At 69.9% G+C, this 19,633-nt stretch carries 20 protein-coding genes and 1 tRNA gene; 13 read left to right on the forward strand and 8 right to left on the reverse strand.

The features are described from left to right. Window positions 1-26 precede the first annotated feature (26 nt). Both ACGFJ7_RS16990 and ACGFJ7_RS16995 read right to left on the reverse strand, forming a co-directional pair. On the reverse strand, window positions 27-515 hold the full coding sequence (locus ACGFJ7_RS16990; RefSeq protein ID WP_360240372.1) for a hypothetical protein: 489 nt from the start codon (window positions 513-515) through the stop codon (window positions 27-29). A 58-nt stretch (window positions 516-573) separates the two neighbouring features. After that, window positions 574-2,880 (reverse strand): S1 family peptidase, encoded by a 2,307-nt coding sequence (locus ACGFJ7_RS16995; protein WP_392642661.1) that lies wholly within the window; start codon window positions 2,878-2,880, stop codon window positions 574-576. A 303-nt stretch (window positions 2,881-3,183) separates the two neighbouring features. On the opposite strand from ACGFJ7_RS16995, the gene ACGFJ7_RS17000 reads away from it, so the two are divergent. Next, window positions 3,184-4,674, forward strand: a complete 1,491-nt coding sequence (locus ACGFJ7_RS17000; RefSeq protein WP_392642662.1) for a glycosyltransferase family 39 protein — start codon at window positions 3,184-3,186, stop codon at window positions 4,672-4,674. 3 nt (window positions 4,675-4,677) lie between these two features. On the opposite strand, the gene ACGFJ7_RS17005 is transcribed toward ACGFJ7_RS17000, so the two are convergent. Then, complete coding sequence (locus ACGFJ7_RS17005) at window positions 4,678-5,700, reverse strand: aldo/keto reductase (protein ID WP_392642663.1); 1,023 nt, start codon at window positions 5,698-5,700, stop codon at window positions 4,678-4,680. 118 nt (window positions 5,701-5,818) lie between these two features. Here ACGFJ7_RS17005 and ACGFJ7_RS17010 point away from each other — a divergent pair, with 118 nt between their 5' ends. Beyond that, a complete protein-coding gene (locus ACGFJ7_RS17010; protein WP_392642664.1) occupies window positions 5,819-6,442 on the forward strand; it encodes a TetR/AcrR family transcriptional regulator in 624 nt (207 codons plus the stop codon). Window positions 6,443-6,765: 323 nt separating this feature from the next. On the opposite strand, the gene ACGFJ7_RS17015 is transcribed toward ACGFJ7_RS17010, so the two are convergent. Together ACGFJ7_RS17015 and ACGFJ7_RS17020 are read right to left on the reverse strand one after the other, a co-directional pair. After that, a tRNA-Val gene (locus ACGFJ7_RS17015) sits at window positions 6,766-6,837 on the reverse strand. Window positions 6,838-6,888: 51 nt separating this feature from the next. Further along, window positions 6,889-7,290 carry a TIGR02611 family protein gene (locus tag ACGFJ7_RS17020; RefSeq protein ID WP_360240384.1) on the reverse strand — a complete coding sequence of 134 codons (402 nt, stop codon included), beginning with the start codon at window positions 7,288-7,290 and terminating at the stop codon, window positions 6,889-6,891. A 276-nt stretch (window positions 7,291-7,566) separates the two neighbouring features. Between ACGFJ7_RS17020 and ACGFJ7_RS17025 the strand changes: the two genes are divergently transcribed. From ACGFJ7_RS17025 to ACGFJ7_RS17040, 4 genes are all read left to right on the forward strand, one after another. Further along, window positions 7,567-7,998, forward strand: a complete 432-nt coding sequence (locus ACGFJ7_RS17025; protein ID WP_020514863.1) for an SsgA family sporulation/cell division regulator — start codon at window positions 7,567-7,569, stop codon at window positions 7,996-7,998. A 205-nt stretch (window positions 7,999-8,203) separates the two neighbouring features. Continuing rightward, complete coding sequence (locus ACGFJ7_RS17030) at window positions 8,204-9,055, forward strand: helix-turn-helix transcriptional regulator (protein ID WP_360240387.1); 852 nt, start codon at window positions 8,204-8,206, stop codon at window positions 9,053-9,055. 59 nt (window positions 9,056-9,114) lie between these two features. Next, window positions 9,115-9,570: an Rrf2 family transcriptional regulator gene (locus ACGFJ7_RS17035; RefSeq protein ID WP_097325192.1), complete on the forward strand. Its 456-nt coding sequence runs from the start codon at window positions 9,115-9,117 to the stop codon at window positions 9,568-9,570. Window positions 9,571-9,646: 76 nt separating this feature from the next. Then, window positions 9,647-9,826 (forward strand): DUF4236 domain-containing protein, encoded by a 180-nt coding sequence (locus tag ACGFJ7_RS17040; RefSeq protein WP_097325190.1) that lies wholly within the window; start codon window positions 9,647-9,649, stop codon window positions 9,824-9,826. On the opposite strand, the gene ACGFJ7_RS17045 is transcribed toward ACGFJ7_RS17040, so the two are convergent. Then, on the reverse strand, window positions 9,823-10,680 hold the full coding sequence (locus ACGFJ7_RS17045) for a hypothetical protein (protein ID WP_360240391.1): 858 nt from the start codon (window positions 10,678-10,680) through the stop codon (window positions 9,823-9,825). The two genes, ACGFJ7_RS17040 and ACGFJ7_RS17045, sit on opposite strands and share 4 nt — an antisense overlap. A 96-nt stretch (window positions 10,681-10,776) precedes the next feature. Here ACGFJ7_RS17045 and ACGFJ7_RS17050 point away from each other — a divergent pair, with 96 nt between their 5' ends. From ACGFJ7_RS17050 to ACGFJ7_RS17080, 7 genes are all read left to right on the forward strand, one after another. Continuing rightward, a complete protein-coding gene (locus tag ACGFJ7_RS17050; RefSeq protein ID WP_360240394.1) occupies window positions 10,777-12,315 on the forward strand; it encodes a fibronectin type III domain-containing protein in 1,539 nt (512 codons plus the stop codon). A 196-nt stretch (window positions 12,316-12,511) separates the two neighbouring features. Beyond that, window positions 12,512-13,558: a S1 family peptidase gene (locus tag ACGFJ7_RS17055; RefSeq protein ID WP_360240397.1), complete on the forward strand. Its 1,047-nt coding sequence runs from the start codon at window positions 12,512-12,514 to the stop codon at window positions 13,556-13,558. A 68-nt stretch (window positions 13,559-13,626) separates the two neighbouring features. After that, the gene (locus ACGFJ7_RS17060; protein WP_392642665.1) at window positions 13,627-14,124 is read left to right on the forward strand and encodes a DinB family protein; all 498 of its coding nucleotides are present in this window, start codon (window positions 13,627-13,629) and stop codon (window positions 14,122-14,124) included. 366 nt (window positions 14,125-14,490) lie between these two features. Beyond that, complete coding sequence (locus tag ACGFJ7_RS17065) at window positions 14,491-15,213, forward strand: hypothetical protein (RefSeq protein WP_392642666.1); 723 nt, start codon at window positions 14,491-14,493, stop codon at window positions 15,211-15,213. Window positions 15,214-15,420: 207 nt separating this feature from the next. Beyond that, on the forward strand, window positions 15,421-16,281 hold the full coding sequence (locus tag ACGFJ7_RS17070; RefSeq protein WP_360240406.1) for a hypothetical protein: 861 nt from the start codon (window positions 15,421-15,423) through the stop codon (window positions 16,279-16,281). Window positions 16,282-16,283: 2 nt separating this feature from the next. Continuing rightward, window positions 16,284-17,522 carry a sensor domain-containing protein gene (locus tag ACGFJ7_RS17075; protein WP_360240409.1) on the forward strand — a complete coding sequence of 413 codons (1,239 nt, stop codon included), beginning with the start codon at window positions 16,284-16,286 and terminating at the stop codon, window positions 17,520-17,522. Beyond that, entirely contained in the window at window positions 17,513-18,157 is a 645-nt protein-coding gene (locus tag ACGFJ7_RS17080; protein ID WP_360243475.1) for a response regulator transcription factor, read from the forward strand. Before ACGFJ7_RS17075 ends, ACGFJ7_RS17080 begins: the two co-directional genes overlap by 10 nt. 130 nt (window positions 18,158-18,287) lie before the next feature. Here the strand turns inward: ACGFJ7_RS17080 and ACGFJ7_RS17085 are convergent, their stop codons facing one another. Both ACGFJ7_RS17085 and ACGFJ7_RS17090 read right to left on the reverse strand, forming a co-directional pair. Beyond that, window positions 18,288-19,067 carry a hypothetical protein gene (locus ACGFJ7_RS17085; protein ID WP_360240412.1) on the reverse strand — a complete coding sequence of 260 codons (780 nt, stop codon included), beginning with the start codon at window positions 19,065-19,067 and terminating at the stop codon, window positions 18,288-18,290. Then, window positions 19,064-19,633 (reverse strand): RNA polymerase sigma factor, encoded by a 570-nt coding sequence (locus tag ACGFJ7_RS17090; protein WP_360240415.1) that lies wholly within the window; start codon window positions 19,631-19,633, stop codon window positions 19,064-19,066. The genes ACGFJ7_RS17085 and ACGFJ7_RS17090 overlap by 4 nt, the downstream gene beginning before the upstream one ends.

Consider the following 19,633-nt stretch of genomic DNA (forward strand, 5'->3'; position numbering starts at 1 on the left):
GGCCGTACGGAATGAGATGCGGCCGGTCATATCCGCAGCTCCAGAAGCGTCGCGGCGTCCCGGCTCTCGCCGATGCCGATGCCTTCCAGGTCGTTGGGCTGGACCGTCGTCGTCTCGGACTCGCCCTCCACGGTGTAGTGGGCGACGACCTCGTGCGTGTCGTCGGCCCACACCTGGAAGGCGCCGACCAGGACCATTTCCACGAATCCGTGGTCGCCGCGGAGCTGGAAGCAGTAATCGTTCTTGATGCCCCGGTCGTCGAGCGAGACCGCCTTGATCTGGGTCTCGCCCAGGACGCATTCGACCTTGACCAGGTTGCCGTCACCCCGGGTGAGGGTGATGCCCGGGTCCGCGCTGCCGTCCGGGTAGCTGAAGTCCTCCACCAGCGGGGCGGAGGCGACGTTCTCGTCCTTGGCGCTGGCGGCGCCGCTGGTGAGGGCGACCAGGCCGCCGACCAGGAGCGCGGTGGCGGCGAGCACGGCCGCTACCCGCCGATGACGTATCGGTGCCGACATTGAAGTTCCCCTTTGTTTCTGCACATGGGCCACGATCGAGCGATTCGACGCCGGTGAATCAGTCACGAGGGCCGAAGACGATCGGGTCGGCCCAGTCGACGCCGAAGCGGACCCGGTTGGGGTAAAGGAGCAGGTTGCCGGCGTTGTCCTTGGCGAGCAGCCCGGCCCGGGTCTCGCTGCCGAAGGTGACCGGAACGAGGTTGGACCGGGTCAGCCAGCCGCTGCCCGAGCCGGTGTCCACGGCGGGCACGAACTGGGATCCGTCGGCCTTGCCGGCGTAGATCCGCATCTTGCCGGTGGTGGACTCCACGGTCTGCAGGTCGTCGTAGTCGTCGGTGTCGAACTTGGCGACCTGGAGTTCCTTCAGGCCGCCCCAGCCGGTGCCGTACTGCACACCGGCCGCGAAGGACCCGCCGGCGGCCGTTCCCCGGTACAGGATCAGCTGCTGGGTGGAGCTCTTCACGACCAGCAGGTCGTCGTACGCGTCGCGGTCGACCTTGCCGACGGCCACGTCACGCAGGTCGGTGGTCCAGCCGGCGCCGATCTGGACGCTGGTGCCGAACGAGCCACCCGCCGCGGTGCCGGGGAAGTAGACCTGGGCGTTGGTCGTGCCGTTGATGGCCAACAGGTCGTCGTAGGAGTCGCGGTTGATCCGGCCGACCGCGAGTTCCCGCAGGCTGCCCCAGCCGGTGGCGATCTGCACGCGGGAACCGAACGTGTTCGCGGAGGTGCCGGGGTGCATCCAGGCGACACCGGCGGCGTCGATGCCGAGCAGGTCGGTGTAGTTGTCGCGGTTGAACTTGCCGGTCACGATGTTCGACAGCTCGCCGGGCTGCGGCGCGCTGACCTTTCCGGGCGCCGCGACGCGGTTGGTCCATCCGGCCTCGGCGGTACGCGTGTGCAGCCACGACTTTCCGGCGGAGTCGACCTCGACCAGGCCGTCCAGACCCGTACGGTCGATCTTGGCCTTGGTGAGAGAGGTCGCGGTGTTCCAGCCCGTCCCCGAGCCGGTGTCGGCGCCGGGCTCGAACTGCGAGCCGTCCGGCTTGCCGGCGTAGATGAACAGCTTGCCGGTGGTCGACTGAACGGTCACCAGGTCGTCGTACGCGTCGTTGTTGAACTTGCCGACTTGCAGGTCTTTCAGGTTGCCCCAGCCCAATCCGTACTGCACACCGCCGGCGAAGGAGCCGCCGGCCGCGGTGCCCCGGTAAAGGAACAGCTGCTGAGTGGAGGTCTTCACGACCAGCAGGTCGTCGTACGCGTCCCCGTCGACCTTGCCGATCGCGATGTCCCGCAGGTCGGTGGTCCAGCCGGCGCCGATCTGGACGCTGCTGCCGAACGAGCCACCCGCGGCCGTGCCGGGCCAGTACACCTGGGTGTTGTTCGTGCCGTTGATACCGGTCAGGTCGTCGTACGCGTCGCGGTTGATCCGGCCGGTCTCGAGCTCACGCACGCTCGCCCAGCCGGTGGCGATCTTGACCTTGGCGCCCCACACGCCCGGAGTGGCCGTTCCGGGGTACAGCCAGAGGACGCCGGCGGCGTCGATGCCGGCCAGGTCCTGGATCCCGTCCCGGGTGAACTCGCCGGTCACGGTCTCGCGCAGGCCGTTCGGGGTGACGGCCGTGCTGGTCCGGATCCAGTCGGCCAGGTCGTCGGTGCGCGCACCGGCCGCCTCGCCCGTCCGGGTGTCCGGCTCGCCCAGGCAGCCCTTCTGACCCGACTCGACGCTGATGCCGACGAGCTTCGGGCCGGAGGCGGTCTCCCGGAACGCCGGAGCACCGGCGTCGCCCTTGCACAGGGTGGCGCCCGCCGAGGCGGCGCTGAGCTCGAACCGGCCGGCCGACACCGCGCCGACCGCGAAGTCACCGGCGTGCATACGGGTCGGCACCCACTCGGTGCTCGTCCGGCCGTAGCCGGCGATCCGCAGCGTCTCGCCTTCCTGAGGCGCGTCAGCGCTGAACGACACCGGCGCGATACCGCTGACCGTGGCCGACAGCTCGGCCAGTACCAGATTGCGATCCGGGTGCGGAACGAGCGCCGTCACCGCGAGCCGCTTACCGGCCGTCGTCGTCGTGACGTCGGCCCGCCCGACCAGGACCGTGGCCGGCTTCGCCGGCGCACCGGCGGTAACCGCCGCATCACCGACAGCGAAGCAGTCCTTGGCGGTGATGATCCACTGCGGGGCGACCAGCGCTCCGCCGCAGCCGCTCTGATCACCGAAATTGATCTTTGCTACGAAGGGCAGTGCCCCATCGGCGACCTCCTCGGCTCCGGCCACGGCCAGCGCCGAACCGCCCCCGAGAAGACCAGCGGCCAACGCTGCTGTCAGCAGGCCGCCTCCCCACACCTGCGCGCGTCTGCGCACGAATTACTCCCCGTGTCTCGACAGAGTTCGACCGCCCCAGCAGTCAGCCCGGCGCATGATGATCGATGGCCCGGCTCGCGGTGCAGCGTAGGTGATCAATGTGGACGGTGCGGCCCCATAGGGAGTGACAGATCTAACACGCTCCGCCGTTCACCACGATTTCGACTCAGCGGTGTCGACCGCGATCGCTCGCGCTCTATGATGCAAAGCCCCCGGACCTTCTGCCCTGGAGCGTCACCGATCACCGCCAGCGCCGCACCCACGCACAAATCGGGCGCTCTGGTACCCCAGCAGCGCACCCCCGTGACCGGGGACACGTCCACGCCGGTCCGGTCCCGACGGGCACCGTCCCCGGCCTCCGGCCGGTGGCTGTCGGTCACCGCCTGGGTCGCGCCCCTGCTGGCCGCGGTGACGTTCGGCGTCTGGCACCTGACGACCCCGGCGCTGTGGGCCGACGAGCTCGCCACCTGGGGCGCGGTGCGCGTCTCGTGGTCCCAGTTGTGGCAACTGTCCGGAACGGTGGACGCGGTGCTGGCGCCGTACTACGCCGTCATGAAGGTCTACACCGCCGTCGCGGGCACCTCGACCGCGGCGTTGCGCCTGCCCGGTCTGCTGGCCTTCGTCCTGACCGCCGTGGTGATCACGGCGATCGGCCGACGGGTCGCCGGCCCGCTGGCGGGCAGCGTGGCGGCACTGCTGTTCGTGGTCACGCCGACCACCTCCCGGTACGCGCAGGAGGCACGGCCGTACGCCATCGTGATGCTTCTGGCCGCGATCGCCGTCCTATGCCTGATCCGGCTCGTCGAGCGGCCCTCCGCCGGCCGCCTGGCCACCTACGCGGCGGTCACCGGCCTGGCCGGGGCGCTGCACCCGTTGAGCGGCTTGTTCCTGCTCGCGGCGCACGCGGTCGCGGTGGTGTGGTTGCAGTGCGCGAAAAAGACGGACGGCTGGCCGACGACCCTGCGCTGGCTGGCGGCCGCCGTCGTGGGCGCCCTACCGGCGCTGCTGCTGGCCTGGTGGGCCTCCGGCCAGACGGCCCAGGTCTCCTGGATCGGGCTGGTCGGCCTGTCCGGCTTGCAGGCGTTCCCCAGCTCGCTGTTCGGATCGGCCGCGGTCGGCGGCCTCCTGCTGGTGCTCGCGCTGGTCGGCCTGCGCCCCGAGCCGGCCCTGGTCAGCATCGCCGCCACGGCCCTGATCCCGACCACGCTCATGCTGAGCGCGGGTGCGGTGATTCCGATCTGGGTTCCCCGGTACGCGCTGTTCTCGCTCCCGGCCATCGCCCTGCTCGCCGCCACGGCCGCCGTGCGTTTCGGGCGTACCCAGGCCTTCCTCGCGATCGGCCTGGCCGTCCTGCTCTCCTGGCCCAGCTACGTCAGCCTGCGCCTGGTCGACGGCCACGGCCAGGACTCGGAGAACATCGCGGCGGTCATCGGCCCCCGCTACCGCCCGGGCGACGTCGTGGTCTTCCCCGACACCCACCCGAGCATCCCGTGGGCGGCCCGCGACATCTACGAGCGCTACCTGCCGGCCCCACGCCCGCCCGACGTGCTGGCCCGCACCCCCCAGCGCCGCGACGGCAAGTTCCTGGCCACCGAGTGCCCCAACGCCGCCTGCCTGGGCAACCCACCCCGCATCTGGGTGGTCCGGATGGACAGCCCCACCGACCCCCTGCAAGACATGAACCCGGGCAAACGCCAACGCATCAACCAGTCCTACCGGACGGTCCAGCGCTTCCCCACCAAACTCCTCGTAGTGGTACTGCTGGAACGAAAAACTCCCACTCCCACCCGCTGACGTTCAGGCGGCGCCGCGTTCGCCGGCGGCCCGGCGGCGCAGGTTCGGGTCGAGCACGGCCGGGGGTACGTAGGCCTGGTCGAGGCGGGTGACGTCGGTGCCGGGCGGGACGATCGCGTCGATCCTTTCCAGGATGTCGTCGGTGAGCGCTACGCCGAGGCCGTTGAGCAGGTCGTCGAGCTGTTCCACGGTGCGTGCGCCGAGCAGCGTGCTGGTCACGCCCGGGTGCGCGATGGTGAAGGCCATGGCGAGGTGGGCCAGCGGCAGGCCGGCCTCGCCGGCGAGCGGGACGAGCTGTTCGACGACGTCGACGCGGCGTTCGTCGTTGAGGTGTTTGAAGTAGCGAGCGCGGCTCAGGTCGTTCGGCCGGCCCTTGCGGACGCGGCCGGTGAGCATGCCCTGCCCGAGCGGGCCCCACACCAGCGTGCCGAGGCCGTAACGCTGCGCGGCCGGCAGCACGTCGTTCTCGGCGCCGCGGTTGAGGATCGAGTAAGGCAGCTGCTCGGTGCGGAAGCGTTCCAGCCCACGCCTCTCGGAAAGCCAGTGGGCGTCGGCGATGTCGACGGCCGGCGTGTTGGACGATCCGATCGCCCGCACCTTGCCGGCGCGGATCAGGTCGGTGAGCGCGGAGAGGGTCTCCTCGATGTCCGTGTCCGGGTCCAGCTTGTGCACCTGGTAGAGATCTAGGTGATCCGTCTGCAGGCGGCGGAGCGAACTCTCCACCGCGGTCATGATCCAGCGCCGGGAGCCGCCCTGCTGATTGGGGTCGGTGCCGGCCGGCCGGCCGAACTTGGTGGCGAGCACGACGGCGTCCCGCCGCCCCTTGAGCGCCCGGCCCACGACTTCCTCCGAGTCTCCATAGGCGTCGGAGGTGTCGATGAGGTTGATCCCCGCGTCCAGCGCCTTGTGGATCACCCGGATCGAATCCTCCGGGTCCGGGTTGCCCACCCGCGTGGCGAACATCAGCGCGCCGAGCCCGTACGGGCTGACTTTGATGCCGGTCCGGCCCAGGGTGCGGTAACGCATGATCGTCTCCTCGGGGTACGGTGACTGAAACGGAAAGCCTTTCCGGAATTATACGGAAAGCTTTTCCGGAACAGCAAGGGAGGCGACGGTGCCGGAGACCACCGGTTCAAGGGCGAGCATGGGTACGCGCCGGAAGCGAACCGACGCCCAGCGCAACCTCGAGTCGCTGCTCGAGGCCGCGAAAGCGGTCTTCATGACGTCGGGGGTGGACGCGCCGGCGAAGGAGATCACCGACCTGGCCGGCGTCGGAGTCGGCACGCTCTACCGGCACTTCCCCCAGCGCTCCCACCTGATCAAGGCGGTGATCGAGCGCGAGATCGACGCCTGCGCCGACGCCGGCCCGGCGCTGGCCGCCGAGCACACGCCCGCAACCGCCCTCGCCCGATGGCTCGACCGGCTCACCGAGTTCGTCGCGACCAAACGCGGATTCGCCGCGGCGCTGCACTCGGGCGACCCCGCGTACGACGGCCTCTCCGCCTACCTGATGGAAAAGCTGGCGCCGGCCCTGGGATCCCTGCTCGACACCGCGGTCACCGCCGGGGAGATCCGCCCCGAAGTCAGCCCACAGGACCTGCTCTACGCGGTCGCCAAACTGTGCACGCCCCTGCCGACCGAGGAACCCGACCACGGCCGTCGCATGGTCACGCTCATCGTCGACGGACTTCGGACCGGCAACACCAGCGCCGCGCCACCTTTCGCCAACCCGGGCCGATCCGGACCGGTGGCGGACCGCAGGGAGTAGCCGCCCAACGACGGCGCTGACCGACAGCCCCATCGCAAGTACTTCCACGACCTGCGGCATACGCACCGCACATGGCGCGGCTGGTGAGGTTTCCGGGCCACACGGCACGAGGTCACCGCGGAGTTTGCTCCGCCGGCCGACCGGTAGAAGAGCCTCCAGCCGCAGCTCAGCAGGCCACCGGGCGATGGAAACACGATCAGGGGACTAGGCCTGGGCGCTCAACGTAACGCCGCGCTCCTTGCCCCAAGAGCAGAAAAGCTCCCAAATTTCGGGAGCCATCTACGATCCGGTCGGCGGGTATCCGCCTGACCTGCGGAAATATGTGGGCGATACTGGGATCGAACCAGTGACCTCTCCGGTGTGAACGGAGCGCTCTCCCGCTGAGCTAATCGCCCTCAACGGAGTCAGACTCTACTAGACGCCGGCCCGTGGGGGCGAATCAGGGGTCACGTCAGCAGTTTGCGTCCCTCGTCGATCAGGTCGATGCCGAGGCTGAGGCGGACCGAGATGTAGACGATGGCGCACACGAAGGCGCAGCTGACCAGGCCCACGATGATTTTGATGGGCCAGGACTGGCGGGCTATCCAGTGGGTCCAGCCCTGTACGTGCCTCTTCGTGAACTCGAGCAGCTTCCTGGCCCACGCGAACTCGATGGCCCAGATGGCCAGGCCGAGGATCACGATCGCCCAGCCGGGGCCGGGGAAGGGGATCAGGACGATGCCCACGGCGACGACGATGGCGCCGAGTGTGGCTACTGAGATCTTGAGGGCCAGCCGGCCTGTCGGGTTCGCGCGGATCTTGTCCAGCACACCGAGTGGGGACTGATCTTCGTCGGGTTTCGTAGTCATTTCATCCCCCAGTGTTCCGGGTCCCCGTCACTACCCGGGAGGAATGGACGTTACCGGAGTAAGTCAACTGCTGGACCACCCGACGCCGGGCGGAACCGAGTACTTGGGCAGAACAGGACAAGATATCGCTTTTCGTCTTGTACCAAAGGGTTTTCGGAACCGTCTTCCCACTACTGGGTGAGATCAGCGTATGGCGGAGCGTAACGACAGGGATCACCTGAGTATGGGAAACGCGGGGTTCACCAGCCTCGCAGCGGTGCCGGGGGGAGTTCGTCCATGAGTACCATTCGTCCAACGACCGTCGAGGTCGAGACCTCGCTGCGGCTCGTAGCGCCTGACGCCACGGCACTGCCCGTGCGCGCCAGTCTGCGTTACGACCCAGCCGACCCGTATGCGGTCCACGTGTTGTTCCACGCAGAATCAGCCGGTGGGGAAGCCGTGAGCTGGTCCTTTGCGCGGGAACTGCTCGTGACCGGGCTCGATGAGCCCGCGGGCATCGGCGACGTCCGGGTGTGGCCGTGGGCCACGCCCCGGGGGGATTTCGTCGCCCTGGCGCTGTCGTCACCCGACGGCAACGCGCTGTTCGAAGTGCCTCGCAGCGTCCTGGTCCGATTCCTCCGGCGCACCTATGTGGTGGTGCCGCGCGGGCGGGAATCGGAACACCTGGACGTCGACGCGGCGGTCAACCGGCTTCTCGCCGGTAGATAGAAATACAAAGAAGCGACCCGCACGGACACTGCCGGTCCGTGCGGGTCGCTCTTTTACGAGCGCAAAATCAACAACCGGACAAATAGCGGAATCCGAGTCAAGAAACGGACATATCCGTGCCTGCGGGTGAATAACTCCCCGACCACGGAAAACATCGTCCGGACCAGGGATGCGTCGCTGGTCATCGGCGGTTACCGTCGGCGCGATGTCCCTTGCAGCCTCGCGTGACACCGCGACCAGTTTCCGCCCGCCCGGCTGGGCGGGCGTCGGCACCTGCGCGCTCGACGCCACCGGCTCGGGGGCGCCCGAGCGGCTTCCTTTCCACGTGCTGCTGCTGGCGACGGCCGGCCACGGCGCGGTCGAGGTCGACTTCTTCGCGCACTCCTGCCGGCCGGGCACGCTGCTCTGGATCCGGCCGGGCCAGGCGCTGCGGGTGGGCCGCAACGGCCTGACCGCGTCGGCGATCACCTTCGAGCCCCATCTGGCCGGCGACGAGGAGCCCGCGGTCGGGCGCTGGCAGCTGCGCGGCGAGGACGAGGACGCCGTGATCAGCGAGTTCGCGCAGCTCGCGGTCGACTGCGACCGGCACCGCCGGGGCCCGCTGGCCGGCGAGTTGCTGCGCCACCAGCTCCGCGTCCTGCTGCTGCGGATCGCCCTGCTGGCCGGGGCCGACAACGCCGGGCCGGAGAGCCGTACCTACACGCGCTTCCGGTCGATGCTCGAGTCCGGTCATCCGCACAGCCGCCGGGTCGAGGACTACGCCGACGAACTGAACTGCTCGGTGCGTACCCTCACCCGGGCCTGTCTGTCGATGACCGGCCGCACGGCCAAGCAGGTCGTCGACGACCGGGTCGCCCTGGAGGCGCGCCGGCTGCTCGCCTGCACCTCGCTCTCCGTGGCCGAGGTGGGCCGTCACCTGGGGTTCGCCGAGCCGACGAACTTCGGCCGCTTCTTCCATCGAGAGGTCGGCATGAGCCCGGGACAGTTTCGTGCGGACGCCGCGCACGGACCCCGGCAAGCCATTCCCGCACAGCGACGGCCACCTGACAGAGGGTAATCCCCATATATCCGTGGGGTATGTGTGAGTCGCTGGCGCCGACGAGGCATTATGGGTATGTGCAGATCTCCGCGCGCGGCGACTACGCGGTCCGGGCCGCCCTCAGTTTGGCGCGGGCCTACCCGGCGCTGATGTCCGCCCAAGCCATCGCCCAAGACCAGGAAATGCCCCGCAAGTTCCTCGAGGCGGTGCTGGCCGACCTGCGCCGCGCCGGTGTGGTCCGGGCCCAGCGAGGCGCCGAGGGTGGCTACACACTGTCACAACCCCCACGCGATGTGATGATCGGCCAGATCATCAGGGCCGTCGATGGGCCGCTCGCCGGCGTGCGCGGTCTCCGTCCTGAGGAGACTCAGTACACGGGCGCGGCCGAAAACCTGCCCAACCTCTGGATCGCCGTGCGCGCCGCCATCCGCGAGGTGCTCGACGAGGTCAGCCTGGCCGAGGTGCTCAGCGGCCGGATGCCGGCCCACGTCCGCAAGCTCACGACACGCCCGGACGCGTGGCAGCCCCGTTAGACAGCCAAGTTTGCCGATTCGGCGAATCGGGAATCGTCGGCCCATCCCCGACACCCCCACGAAGGGACATAGAGCGATGGGCATCGTCTTCCGGAGCCGCAAGAAGTTCGGCCCGCTGATCCTGAACTTCACCGAGAACGGTTTCTCCTCGTGGAGCTTCAAGATCGGCCGCTGGTCGTGGAACTCGCGCACCCGCGCGCACCGCGTCGACCTGCCCGGCCCGCTGTCCTGGAAGCAGGACAAGAGCCGGTCCTAAAGCGAGATCACGACGTCTCCGCCGAGGCGGCCGTGCTCGGGTGACCGGGAGACCGTTCCCGCGTCCACCAGCGAGTGCAGCACCCGGGTGGCGTCGGCCGCCCGGTAGACCGTCTCGGTGAGCGCGAAGGTCCGCAACTCCGTCACGGTCGCCGGGCCCCGCTCCAGGAACGCCAGCAGCTCGCGGCGAAGCGGACCCGGGTGCGGCGTGAGCGAGATGTCGATCAGGTGCCGGTCCGGGTCGCCGGGGTCGCGGTAGCGCACCCCGGCGAACTCGTCGACCGCCCACAGGGTCTCCTTGAACCCTTCGAGGCTCTTGCCCAGGGTGGTTCCGTAGATCAGCAGTTCGCCCGGCTCGTCCGAGACGGCAAGCTCCACCCGCGTGACCAGCGGCCATCCGGCCCGATAGGGGCCGGGGTCGGCGCCCGGCGGCAGGATCAGCAGGAACTCGGCCGGCCGGCCGGCCGTCAGCGCCGCGACCGTGGCCGGCGCGGGACTCACCCCGGCCGAGGCGCCATCCAGAAAACCCAGCAGCGGTACGCGCTGAGCTCCGATCGCCGTCAGCGCCACCGGCAGCATCGTGTCCGTCGGGCCGGAGATCGCGTGTACCGGGAAGGCGTCCAGCGCCGGCACCTCGGCGCCCGTGGCCACCATGGACAGCTCGCGACCCCGTACATAATCGGCTTGATCGGCCAGCACCCGAGCCGCCGCCGAGGCCGCCAGGCCGCCGTCCGCGTCGGCGTAGCCGTGCGCGTAGACCACCCGCCGGGCCCGGTGCAGCGCCGCGGGCGCCCACGCCTCCAGATGGCGGATGAGCAACTCGCGCTTGACGATGGCGATCTCTTCGACGGACATATCTGATTTCTATCCTGCCTGGCCAGCGCAGATCGGACTGGGTGTTCGCGCCTGCTGACTTGTACCTACGGTATTCACGCGAGCACTATGAGATATATGGCCGCTCCTCCGCTAGCCGAGCTCACCCACCGCGCCCAGACGTTGACGTCGGCCGGCGATCTCGTGGGCGCTCAGCGGGTCCTGGCCAATGTGCTCGACCCGGCCGCCGCCGACCCTCGCCAGGCCAGTCCCGACCTCGCGCTCGCGGCCGCGCTGCACGCCCGCATCCTGATCGCGCTCGGCGACGTGCAGAGCGCGCGCGTGTGGGCCGAGTTCGCGCACGCGGCCGAGGAGCGCCTGCACGGGCCGCACGACGAGCGTACGGTCGCCGCCGCGGCCACCCACGCGGCCGTCCTCCAGCGCATCGGCCAGTTCGGGCACGCGGCCCGGGTCTACCGCCGGCTGGTCGGCGACCTGACCGAGATCGACGGCCCGGACACGCCCCGCGTGCTGGCCGCCGAGGCCGATCTGGCCACCGCCGAGCACGCCGCCGGCCACTGCGGCGCCGCCCGCGGCCGGCTCTCCGCGGCCTGGCGCCGGCACAGCCGCCTGTACGGTGACGCCGCTCCGGCCGGCATCAAGATGCTGGCCCGGCTGGGCGCGATGGAACGCGACTGCGGCCGCGACGCCGAATCCCGCGATCACCTGGCCAAGGCGCAGGAGCTCTGCGCCCGTTACCTGCCGGCCGATCATCCGCTGGTCCGCCAGGTGGCGGCGCTGGCGGCGGCGCCGGCCTCGCCGAAGCACGCCTGCAAGGCCCAGGAGGCGGGCGTCACCACGGTGGAGACTCCGGGCGTACGCCATCTGCCGTTTCCCCGGCGTCCGACCGTGCCCGACCCGAGCGAGGGTTTCCCGCCCGAGGAGCCGGCCGACAACCGGGCCACCGACCCGAACGGCACGGTCTATCAGCAGCCGCTGTACCTGTCCGACGTGCATCAGGCGCCGGGTGACCTGACCGGCCGGCACGCGCGAGCCGACACGCCGCCGCCGATGCCGGGCCAGCGCGCGCCCGACTACGGCCCGGACGGGCGCCCGCAGCCGGTCGGCTCGGCCCCGGCGAGCACGTACGAGCCGCCGCCCAACACCGAGCGCCGCCTGCCGGTCCGTACCGAGCAGCCGCCCGCCCCGCGCCGCCGCCAGCCCTTCATCCTGGCCGCGGTGCTGGTCGCGGGCATCGCCGCCGCCGTCGCCGTGGTCGCGTTGACCCTGCCGGACGCCGACGGCGCCACCGGCCCGCCGCCCCCGCCGGCCACCACTGCGGCGGCGCCGTCGGCCCAGGCGACCAGTAAGGCGCCGGCCACGTCCAAGCCACCGGCGGCCAAGGCCGATCCGGGCGCGCCGCAGAACGTGCGCCTGCGGGACAACCGCGACAGCGTGGTGCTCCAGTGGACGTACCCGCAAGACGCCGAAGGCCCGATTCTGGTTTCCGGCGGTCGCGCCGGGCAGGATCCGAAACCCTTCCAGCAGCTGCCCGCCGGCAGCGGCGATTACGTGGTGTACGGCCTGAACGAGAACCTGAACTACTGCTTCACCGTGGCCGTCGCGTACTCGAGCAACCGCATCGCCACATCGGCTCCGGCCTGCACCAAGCGCTAAAAGCATTGATAAACATAAATCTTGTCATCCCGGTTCGGTAATACGATCGGCGGTATGTGAGCTCATTTCCCCAGGTCACAGCGGATCTGCCGGGGGTTGGGGAGAAATGCCCGCATCTTGAAGGATGCATCGACGTCTGCCAATACTGAGCCCGGTACGCCGCATCAGGCGTCATCCCCATCCCCCGGGAGGAACCGTGCTCAACCGGAAGCTGCGCCGACCGATCGTCGGCCTGGCGGCATCTGTGCTCGTCGGCTCCACGCTCATGGCCTTCTCGCCCGCGTCATCCGCGGCGGCCGCGCCCGGCGCCGACCCCTCGTTCGCGCCCTCGGCGCTCGCCGGCAAGCTCGACGCCCAGTTCGGCGCCAGCATCGCCGGGTCGTACATCGACGACGCCGGCAAGGTGGTCGTGAACGTCACCGACGCGGCCACCGCCCGTTCGGTCACCGCCGCCGGGGCCACGCCCCGCTTCGTCGCCCGCAGCGGCGCCAGCCTGGCCGCCGCCGACAACGCCCTGAAGGCCGAACTCAAGACCCCCGGCACCGCGTTCGCCATCGACCCGGTCAGCAACCAGGTCGTCGTGTCCGTCGACAGCACGGTCACCGGCGCCAAGCTCGCCGCCGTCCAGGCCACCGTGGCCAAGCTCGGCGACCGCGCCCGCATCGAGTCGGCACCCGGCACGATCTCCGTCAAGATCTCCGGCGGCGACGCGATCTACGCCGGCGGCGGCCGCTGCTCGCTCGGCTTCAACGTGCGCAACAGCGCCGGCACGAACTACTTCCTGACCGCCGGCCACTGCACCAACATCGGCTCGACCTGGACCAACGGCTCGACCACCCTGGGCACCCGGTCCGGCACGAGCTTCCCGGGCAACGACTACGGCATCGTCCGCTACACGAACACGACCATCACCAAGACCGGTGGCGTCGGCTCGCAGGACATCACCTCGGCCGGCACCCCGGCCGTCGGCGCGACCGTCTACCGCCGCGGCTCCACCACCGGCACCCGCTCCGGCCGGGTCACCGCGCTGAACAGCACGGTCAACTACGCCGAGGGTTCGGTCTCCGGCCTGATCCGCACCACCGTCTGCGCCGAGCCGGGCGACAGCGGCGGCCCGCTGTACTCCGGCACCACCGCGCTCGGCCTGACCTCGGGCGGCAGCGGCAACTGCTCCTCCGGCGGCACCACGTACTTCCAGCCGGTCACCGAGCCCCTGAGCGTCTACGGCGTCTCGGTCTTCTGATCCATCGACACCGAAACAGCCCTGCCCGTACGGGTGGGGCTGTTCCGGTGTCGACAATCAACCACGCCATGAACGAGCGAGACACACTGGCCCAGTTCCTCGACCAGCACCGCGAGTGGACGCTGGCCGCCCTCGACGGCCTGACCGAGGCCGACGCGGCGGCCCGCCTGCTCCCGGCGACCACCATGACCATCGGCGGGATCGTCAAGCACCTCGCCCACATGGAAGACCTGTGGTTCACGCACAAGCTGCTCGGCGAGCCCTACCCGGAACCGTGGGCGTCCGCCCCACCCGGCGAACAGTGGGCTTGGAGCTCGGCGGCGGACGACTCGGTGGACGAGCTCCGCACGCTCTACATCGAGGCCTGCGCCCGCAGCCGAGCCGCCGTCGCCCGCATCGACGACCTGGACACGCGGGCCGCGCTGCCGTCGTTCGGCAAGGCACCGGTCAGCCTGCGCTGGCTGTGGACCCAGATGATCCGCGAGACCGCCCAGCACCGCGGCCACCTCGACCTGATGCTGGACGTGATCCGGGCCAGGAGCACCGAGAAACCTTCCTCGCACTAGCGAACGACCGAATTGTTCGTGCGCCGGCCCGGTGATGTCAGCGGCGGAGATTCGGGCCAGAAGATCAAGCGCCACGCTGTGCCCCAGCGGCGTCATTTCGGGCAGGGCCGCGACCAGGACGGTCGCGACCGGCGCGCAGCCCTCGCAGGGACCTGCCACGGACAAAAGGATGCGCTCGATCCAGACGCCGAGCCGGGCTGCCTCATGCGGGGCCAGTCGAATCGAGCGATGTCGTCGTCGATGCTCACGTGAGGACCTTCGTACGGCGATGGTGTGAACAGGTTGCCCACACCTCGAAATCTCGCCCCTCGAAGCCATGGACCGCCCGGTCTCAGCCTATGTAGATCAACAACATAGGCTCCCGCGGTGCCTCTCAAGGTCCGGTTCCGCCCCGACACCCCCTACCTCGGTTCACTCGCCGGCTTCGCCCTCGCGGCCGTCCTCGGCCTGATCCTCGTCCACGGCGACAACACCGTCGGCACCATCGCCACCGACGGCTCCGGCCTGGTCGCGCTTGTCCTCGCCCTGCCGCTCATTTTGAGCACCGTTCTGCGGATCCCGGTCCTCACCGTCGACGACAAGGGCATCCGGCTGCCCAACATGCGCCTGACCTGGCCCCACATCGCCCGGCTCACCGAGACGGTGGGACCCCGCCGCCGGCCCGTTCTCCTGATCGTCCCGGCCAATCCGGCGGCCGCCCTGCGCCTGATGAACCCGCTGCAGCGCGTGCAGTACCAGGCGGTAATCGCTCAGTATGGAACCCCGTTCATCGTGGGAGACCGATGGCTGGACGCCACCCTTGGCGAGATCCAGGCGGCTGCCGCCCGCCTCCGCCCCGCGCAGCCGACCCCGCCAGCCGCCGGGCAGCCGGCGCGGAGGACGGCCCGGATCGTGGGCCTGATCGCCCTCCTGCTGGTGCTGGTGCCGGTCACGCTGATGCTGGGGGCCTGCGCCCTGTTATTCCTTCTAGGACCGATCTTCGATCCCGATGAGGTCCCGTTCGGCCTTGCGCCGATCCTGGCCTTCCTGGCTCTCACCGCCGGCGCAGTCTTTTGCGTCTACCGTCTCACGCGCAGCCTCAGACGTTAGGTCCGGCGGGGCGTCCCGCCCGAATCTCGGCGGCCTCACCGGAAAGCCGCCACATGACGTTCGGTCCACACCGCGAACAGCCGGGCACGCCGCCGGGTCCTCGACCTGAGGTAGAGCTAGCTCTACCTCAGGGGTAACGCAAACTCACCCGGCCGCACTATCTCTTGTGCCATCGCGCTGTGCGAGGCCGGTCTTTACCGTCGTCCTATGCTTTTACGACCGATAAAAACCGAACCGGTACCAGGTTCCGACGGCAAAAAGGTTCGGCTGCATTCGGGGTCCGCGATCGGGTTTCTGCTGGCATTCGGCATAGCTTTGGTGGCGGCCTTCGTGCTCGCCCCCGCCGCCTTTCTCAGGCCGACTTTCGGGGCTTACGACAGTGAGGCGAATCTGCAGGACGCCCTCGGGCGTGCTCTCGTCGAGTACTGGCGAAGCGGAACCGCGGCGTTGCCCGCCCGCCTGGCGACCCTGGTCGACTACTGGTTCGAATGGCATGTGATCAAGGTGGCGATCAGCGCATTGCTGGTCGTCGTCCTCGCGCTGCTCGCCACCGCGCTGTGGCGGAGATACGTGCGAGGCCGGCCCGGATACGCGGCGGTTGCCACGGCCGTAACGGTGTTGACGGTTCTCGCCACGGGAGTGCTGATGGTGAACATCCAGGCGACGGCCGTACCGTTGGTCGCGTTGCTGCCGCTGTTATCCGGTAGGACCTCTGAGGGAAAGCTCGCGCCGGTGTTGAGTGAGATGCGCGAAGGGCTGACCGCCTCGACCAGTCCGCATGCCGGTTCCGGCGCGCTGACGCTACTGCTCGGCGAGGTCGCGCGATATCACTGGGTCATGGCTGCGGTTTCTGCCACGCTGATGGTGGCGACCGGACTGGTGAGCGCCCATTTCTGGAGGCGGCGTATCGCCAGGGAACCGAGCGCCACGCGCGTCCGATTCATGCACCGTACACTCGGTGTCACCATGGCCCTGACCGCTTGTCTGCTGCTATTCGTGACAGCGGCCAGCACAGTCTCGGCGCTGGACCCCGCCACCTCACTGCTCGACGTCCTAGGAGCAGGCTGACCGTGGCGACGAGCGTGTGGCGGGCGATGGGGGGCAACCCCGTCCGGTTCGTCCTGTCGCGATGGCTCTGGCGCAGCCTGGCCTATGTCGTCAGTAGCGTGGCGGTCAGTGCGATCGCCTGGCTGGCCGTTCTACCGCTGCTGCTGTTTCCGCCGCTGCTGATGCTCGTCGGCATACCTATCGGGGCGCTGGAGCGCCACCGGCTCGGCCTCGTGGAGCCGCTCGCAGTCCCCGACCCGCACGCACCCGCGCCCCCGGGCGGCTGGGCATGGGTGCGGCGGCGGGTAACCGAGGCTGCCACCTGGCGCGAACTCGGCTATTGCGGATGCCTGCTGTCGGTGCTCGCGCTCCTCGACCTGGCTGCGGTGTTCGTCCTGCTCACCTGCCTGCTGCTGCTGGCGCTGCCGCTGTTGGTCGGGTTGGGCGTGAACGTCCACCTCACAATCGGCACCTGGGCGGTCGAGACCGTCGAGCAGGCGTGCGCCGTCGCCGGCCTGGCCGGGATGCCCGCGACGGTCGTCACCCTGTACGGGATCAGCGTGATCGGCGGCGCCCAGGCCGCCTTCGCCAAGTGGCTGCTCGCGCCCACGGGTCCCGAGATGAACCGCCAGGTAGAGGAGCTGGCCCTGTCACGCAGCCGGTTGGTCGACGCCTTCGAAGCCGAACGCCGTCGGATCGAGCGAGATCTGCACGACGGCGCGCAGCAACACCTGGTACTCCTGACGATGAAGCTGGGCTTGGCCGAGCGGCATATGACCGGCGCGGACGGACGGGCCCGCGAACTCGTCGGCGAGGCCCACGACCAGGCCCGGCTGGCACTCGTCACCCTGCGGGACCAGATCCGCGGCATCCATCCTCAGGTCCTCACCGATCTCGGGCTGACCGAGGCGGTCCGCGAACTCGCCGAACGGTGTCCGATTCCGGTCGAGCTCGATCTCGACGTGTCCGGCCGGCTGCCGCCCGAGATCGAGTCGACCGCCTACTTCGTGGTCTCCGAGGCCATGACCAATGCGGTACGACACGCCGCAGCTACTCGCATCCAGATCAGTGGCAGACTCGCTGAGCAACGGCTGACGCTGACCATCGTCGACGACGGCACCGGTGGCGCCGAACCGTCACTGGGCACGGGCATGCGAGGGCTGGCCGACCGAGTGGCCGTCGTGGCCGGCGCCCTGGAGATCAGCAGCCCACCGGGGGGACCCACCACTGTGCGAATGGACCTGCCGTGTCGCTGCGAATAGTGCTTGCCGAAGACGCCGCGCTCATGCGGGCCGGCCTCGTCAGCCTGCTCGAAGGACTGGGCCACACCGTGGTGGCGGCGGTCGGTGACGGTGACGCGATGATGGTGGCCGCCCGAGAGCATCGACCCGACCTGGTCGTCACCGATGTCCGCATGCCGCCCGGTTTCACCGACGAAGGGCTGCGTGCCGCGGTGACCCTACGCGCCGGCGACCCGAGCGCGGCGGTTCTCGTGCTGTCGCAGTACGCGGCCACCGCGTACGCCGCTGAACTGCTCGGGCCGTCCGGTCAGGCCGGAGTCGGCTATCTGCTCAAGGACCGCATCGGCGAGATCGCCGATTTCTCCGACGCGGTGTCGCGGGTCGCGGCCGGTGAGACCGTCATCGACCCCGACGTGGTACGGCAGTTGCTGGACCGCCGCCGCACGACGAACCCACTCGACCGTTTGACCGCTCGGGAGCGGGAGGTGCTCGAGCTGATGGCCGAAGGCCACAACAACCCGTCCATCGCCCGAGCGCTCGGAATCAGCGACGCCGCAGTGGCCAAACACATCGGCAACATCTTCACCAAACTCGACCTTCCCGATGCCGACGGCCATCGCCGCGTCCTCGCCGTCCTGACATACCTGCGAAGCTGACCGCGCCCGAGCCGGCGTCGGCCACGACTGCGCAGACAGCGCAGACAGCGCAGACAGCGGCCTCGCCCGTACCTGCCGGGGGCGCGGTGGTTGCGTGGGGCGATACGGCGGCGGTCGGTGCTGGGGAGTGTCAGTCGAGCTTTGGGTGGTCGTAGAGCAGGCTGGCGGAAAGGTTGGGGATGGTGGCGCCGGTGGTGAGGGTGAGGGTGAGGGTGGTGGTGTCGCTGTTCGCCTCGTCGCGGCCTTCCGGGTACCAGGCGGCGAAGTAGCCGTCGCGGACGGTGGCGTGCGCCGTTCGGGACGAGTCGCCGTTTCCGGAGCGTACGGTGATGTCGACGCCGGTCACCTGAGAGCCCAGGTGGCCCGCCATGAGCCGGATGTAGCCCTCGTCGGTGCGCAGCTGGCCCCACGTGTACAGCTCGACGCCGGTGGCGCCCAGCTGTTCGGTGCTGCTCAGCACGGTGAGAATGCTGGACTGGCGCACGTCCCCGTTGTGATCACGGAAGCAGGTCCGGCTTCCGCTCGGCGTCACGGCATTGACGTACGCGTAGTCACCGCGGGTCTCGCCGACGACGATCCGCGCGGCGCCGGTCTCCTCCGCCGGCACGCATTTGGCCACGATGTCGCGGGCCTCGGCGGCCGAGACCGGCCCCGGATCGGGGGTCCAGGAAGCGTACGCGGGCCCGCCGGCGATCAGGCCGGCGAGCAGGGCGCCCCCAGCGGCGAGCGCCGCCGCCACGCCGGCGATCCGCAGGCGGCGCCGGGGGCGGGATGCGACCGGCTCCGAGCCCGCGCTCCGGTCGGTGCTGACGATGCTCTCCAGCAGGTTCTGGGCCCGGGCCTGGGTGACGCGAGCGGGCGCCGGGCCGGCGGCGGACCGGATGGCGTGGTCGAGTTCGTCGTTGGTCATGCGGGGCCTCCGGGTGACGCGGTATGGGCAGGCGCGGGGGAAGGTGCGGGTCCGGGTTCCGGCTGCTGGCGCAGGTGCCGGCGCAGGCGGCGGCGGGCTCGCAGCAGGCGCAGGCTGAATGCCGTCCGGGAGATGCCCAGCACGTGGGCGGCTTGAGGGCCGGTGAGGTCCTCGATCGCGGTGAGCGTGAGCGCTTCCTGGTCGGCCGCGGACAGTTGCTGCCAGGCCCGGGTCAGGTCGACGTGGGCCGCCACCGCGTCAGCGTCACCGCCGGTGTCCCCTTCCGGTTCCCGCAGGATGCGCAGGGCGAGCTTCCGCTGCCGCTGTTCGCTGCGCTGCCGGTTGCGCAGCAGGTTGTGCGCGACGGTGAAAAGCCAGGCCCGGGCCTCGTCGAGGGAGTCCGGCACGTCGTCCAGGCGCCGCCAGGCGACCAGGAACGTCTCGGCGACCACGTCCTCAGCCACGGCGAGGTCGGCCCGGCGCTCGGCGAACACCAGCAGGTCGTCGTACGCGGCCTCGAAGAGCTCGCGGAAGGCGGCTTCCGCGTCCGCCGTTGCCCGGTTCAC

The sequence above is a fragment of the Actinoplanes sp. NPDC048988 genome (assembly GCF_043197815.1).
Lineage (GTDB): Bacteria > Actinomycetota > Actinomycetes > Mycobacteriales > Micromonosporaceae > Actinoplanes.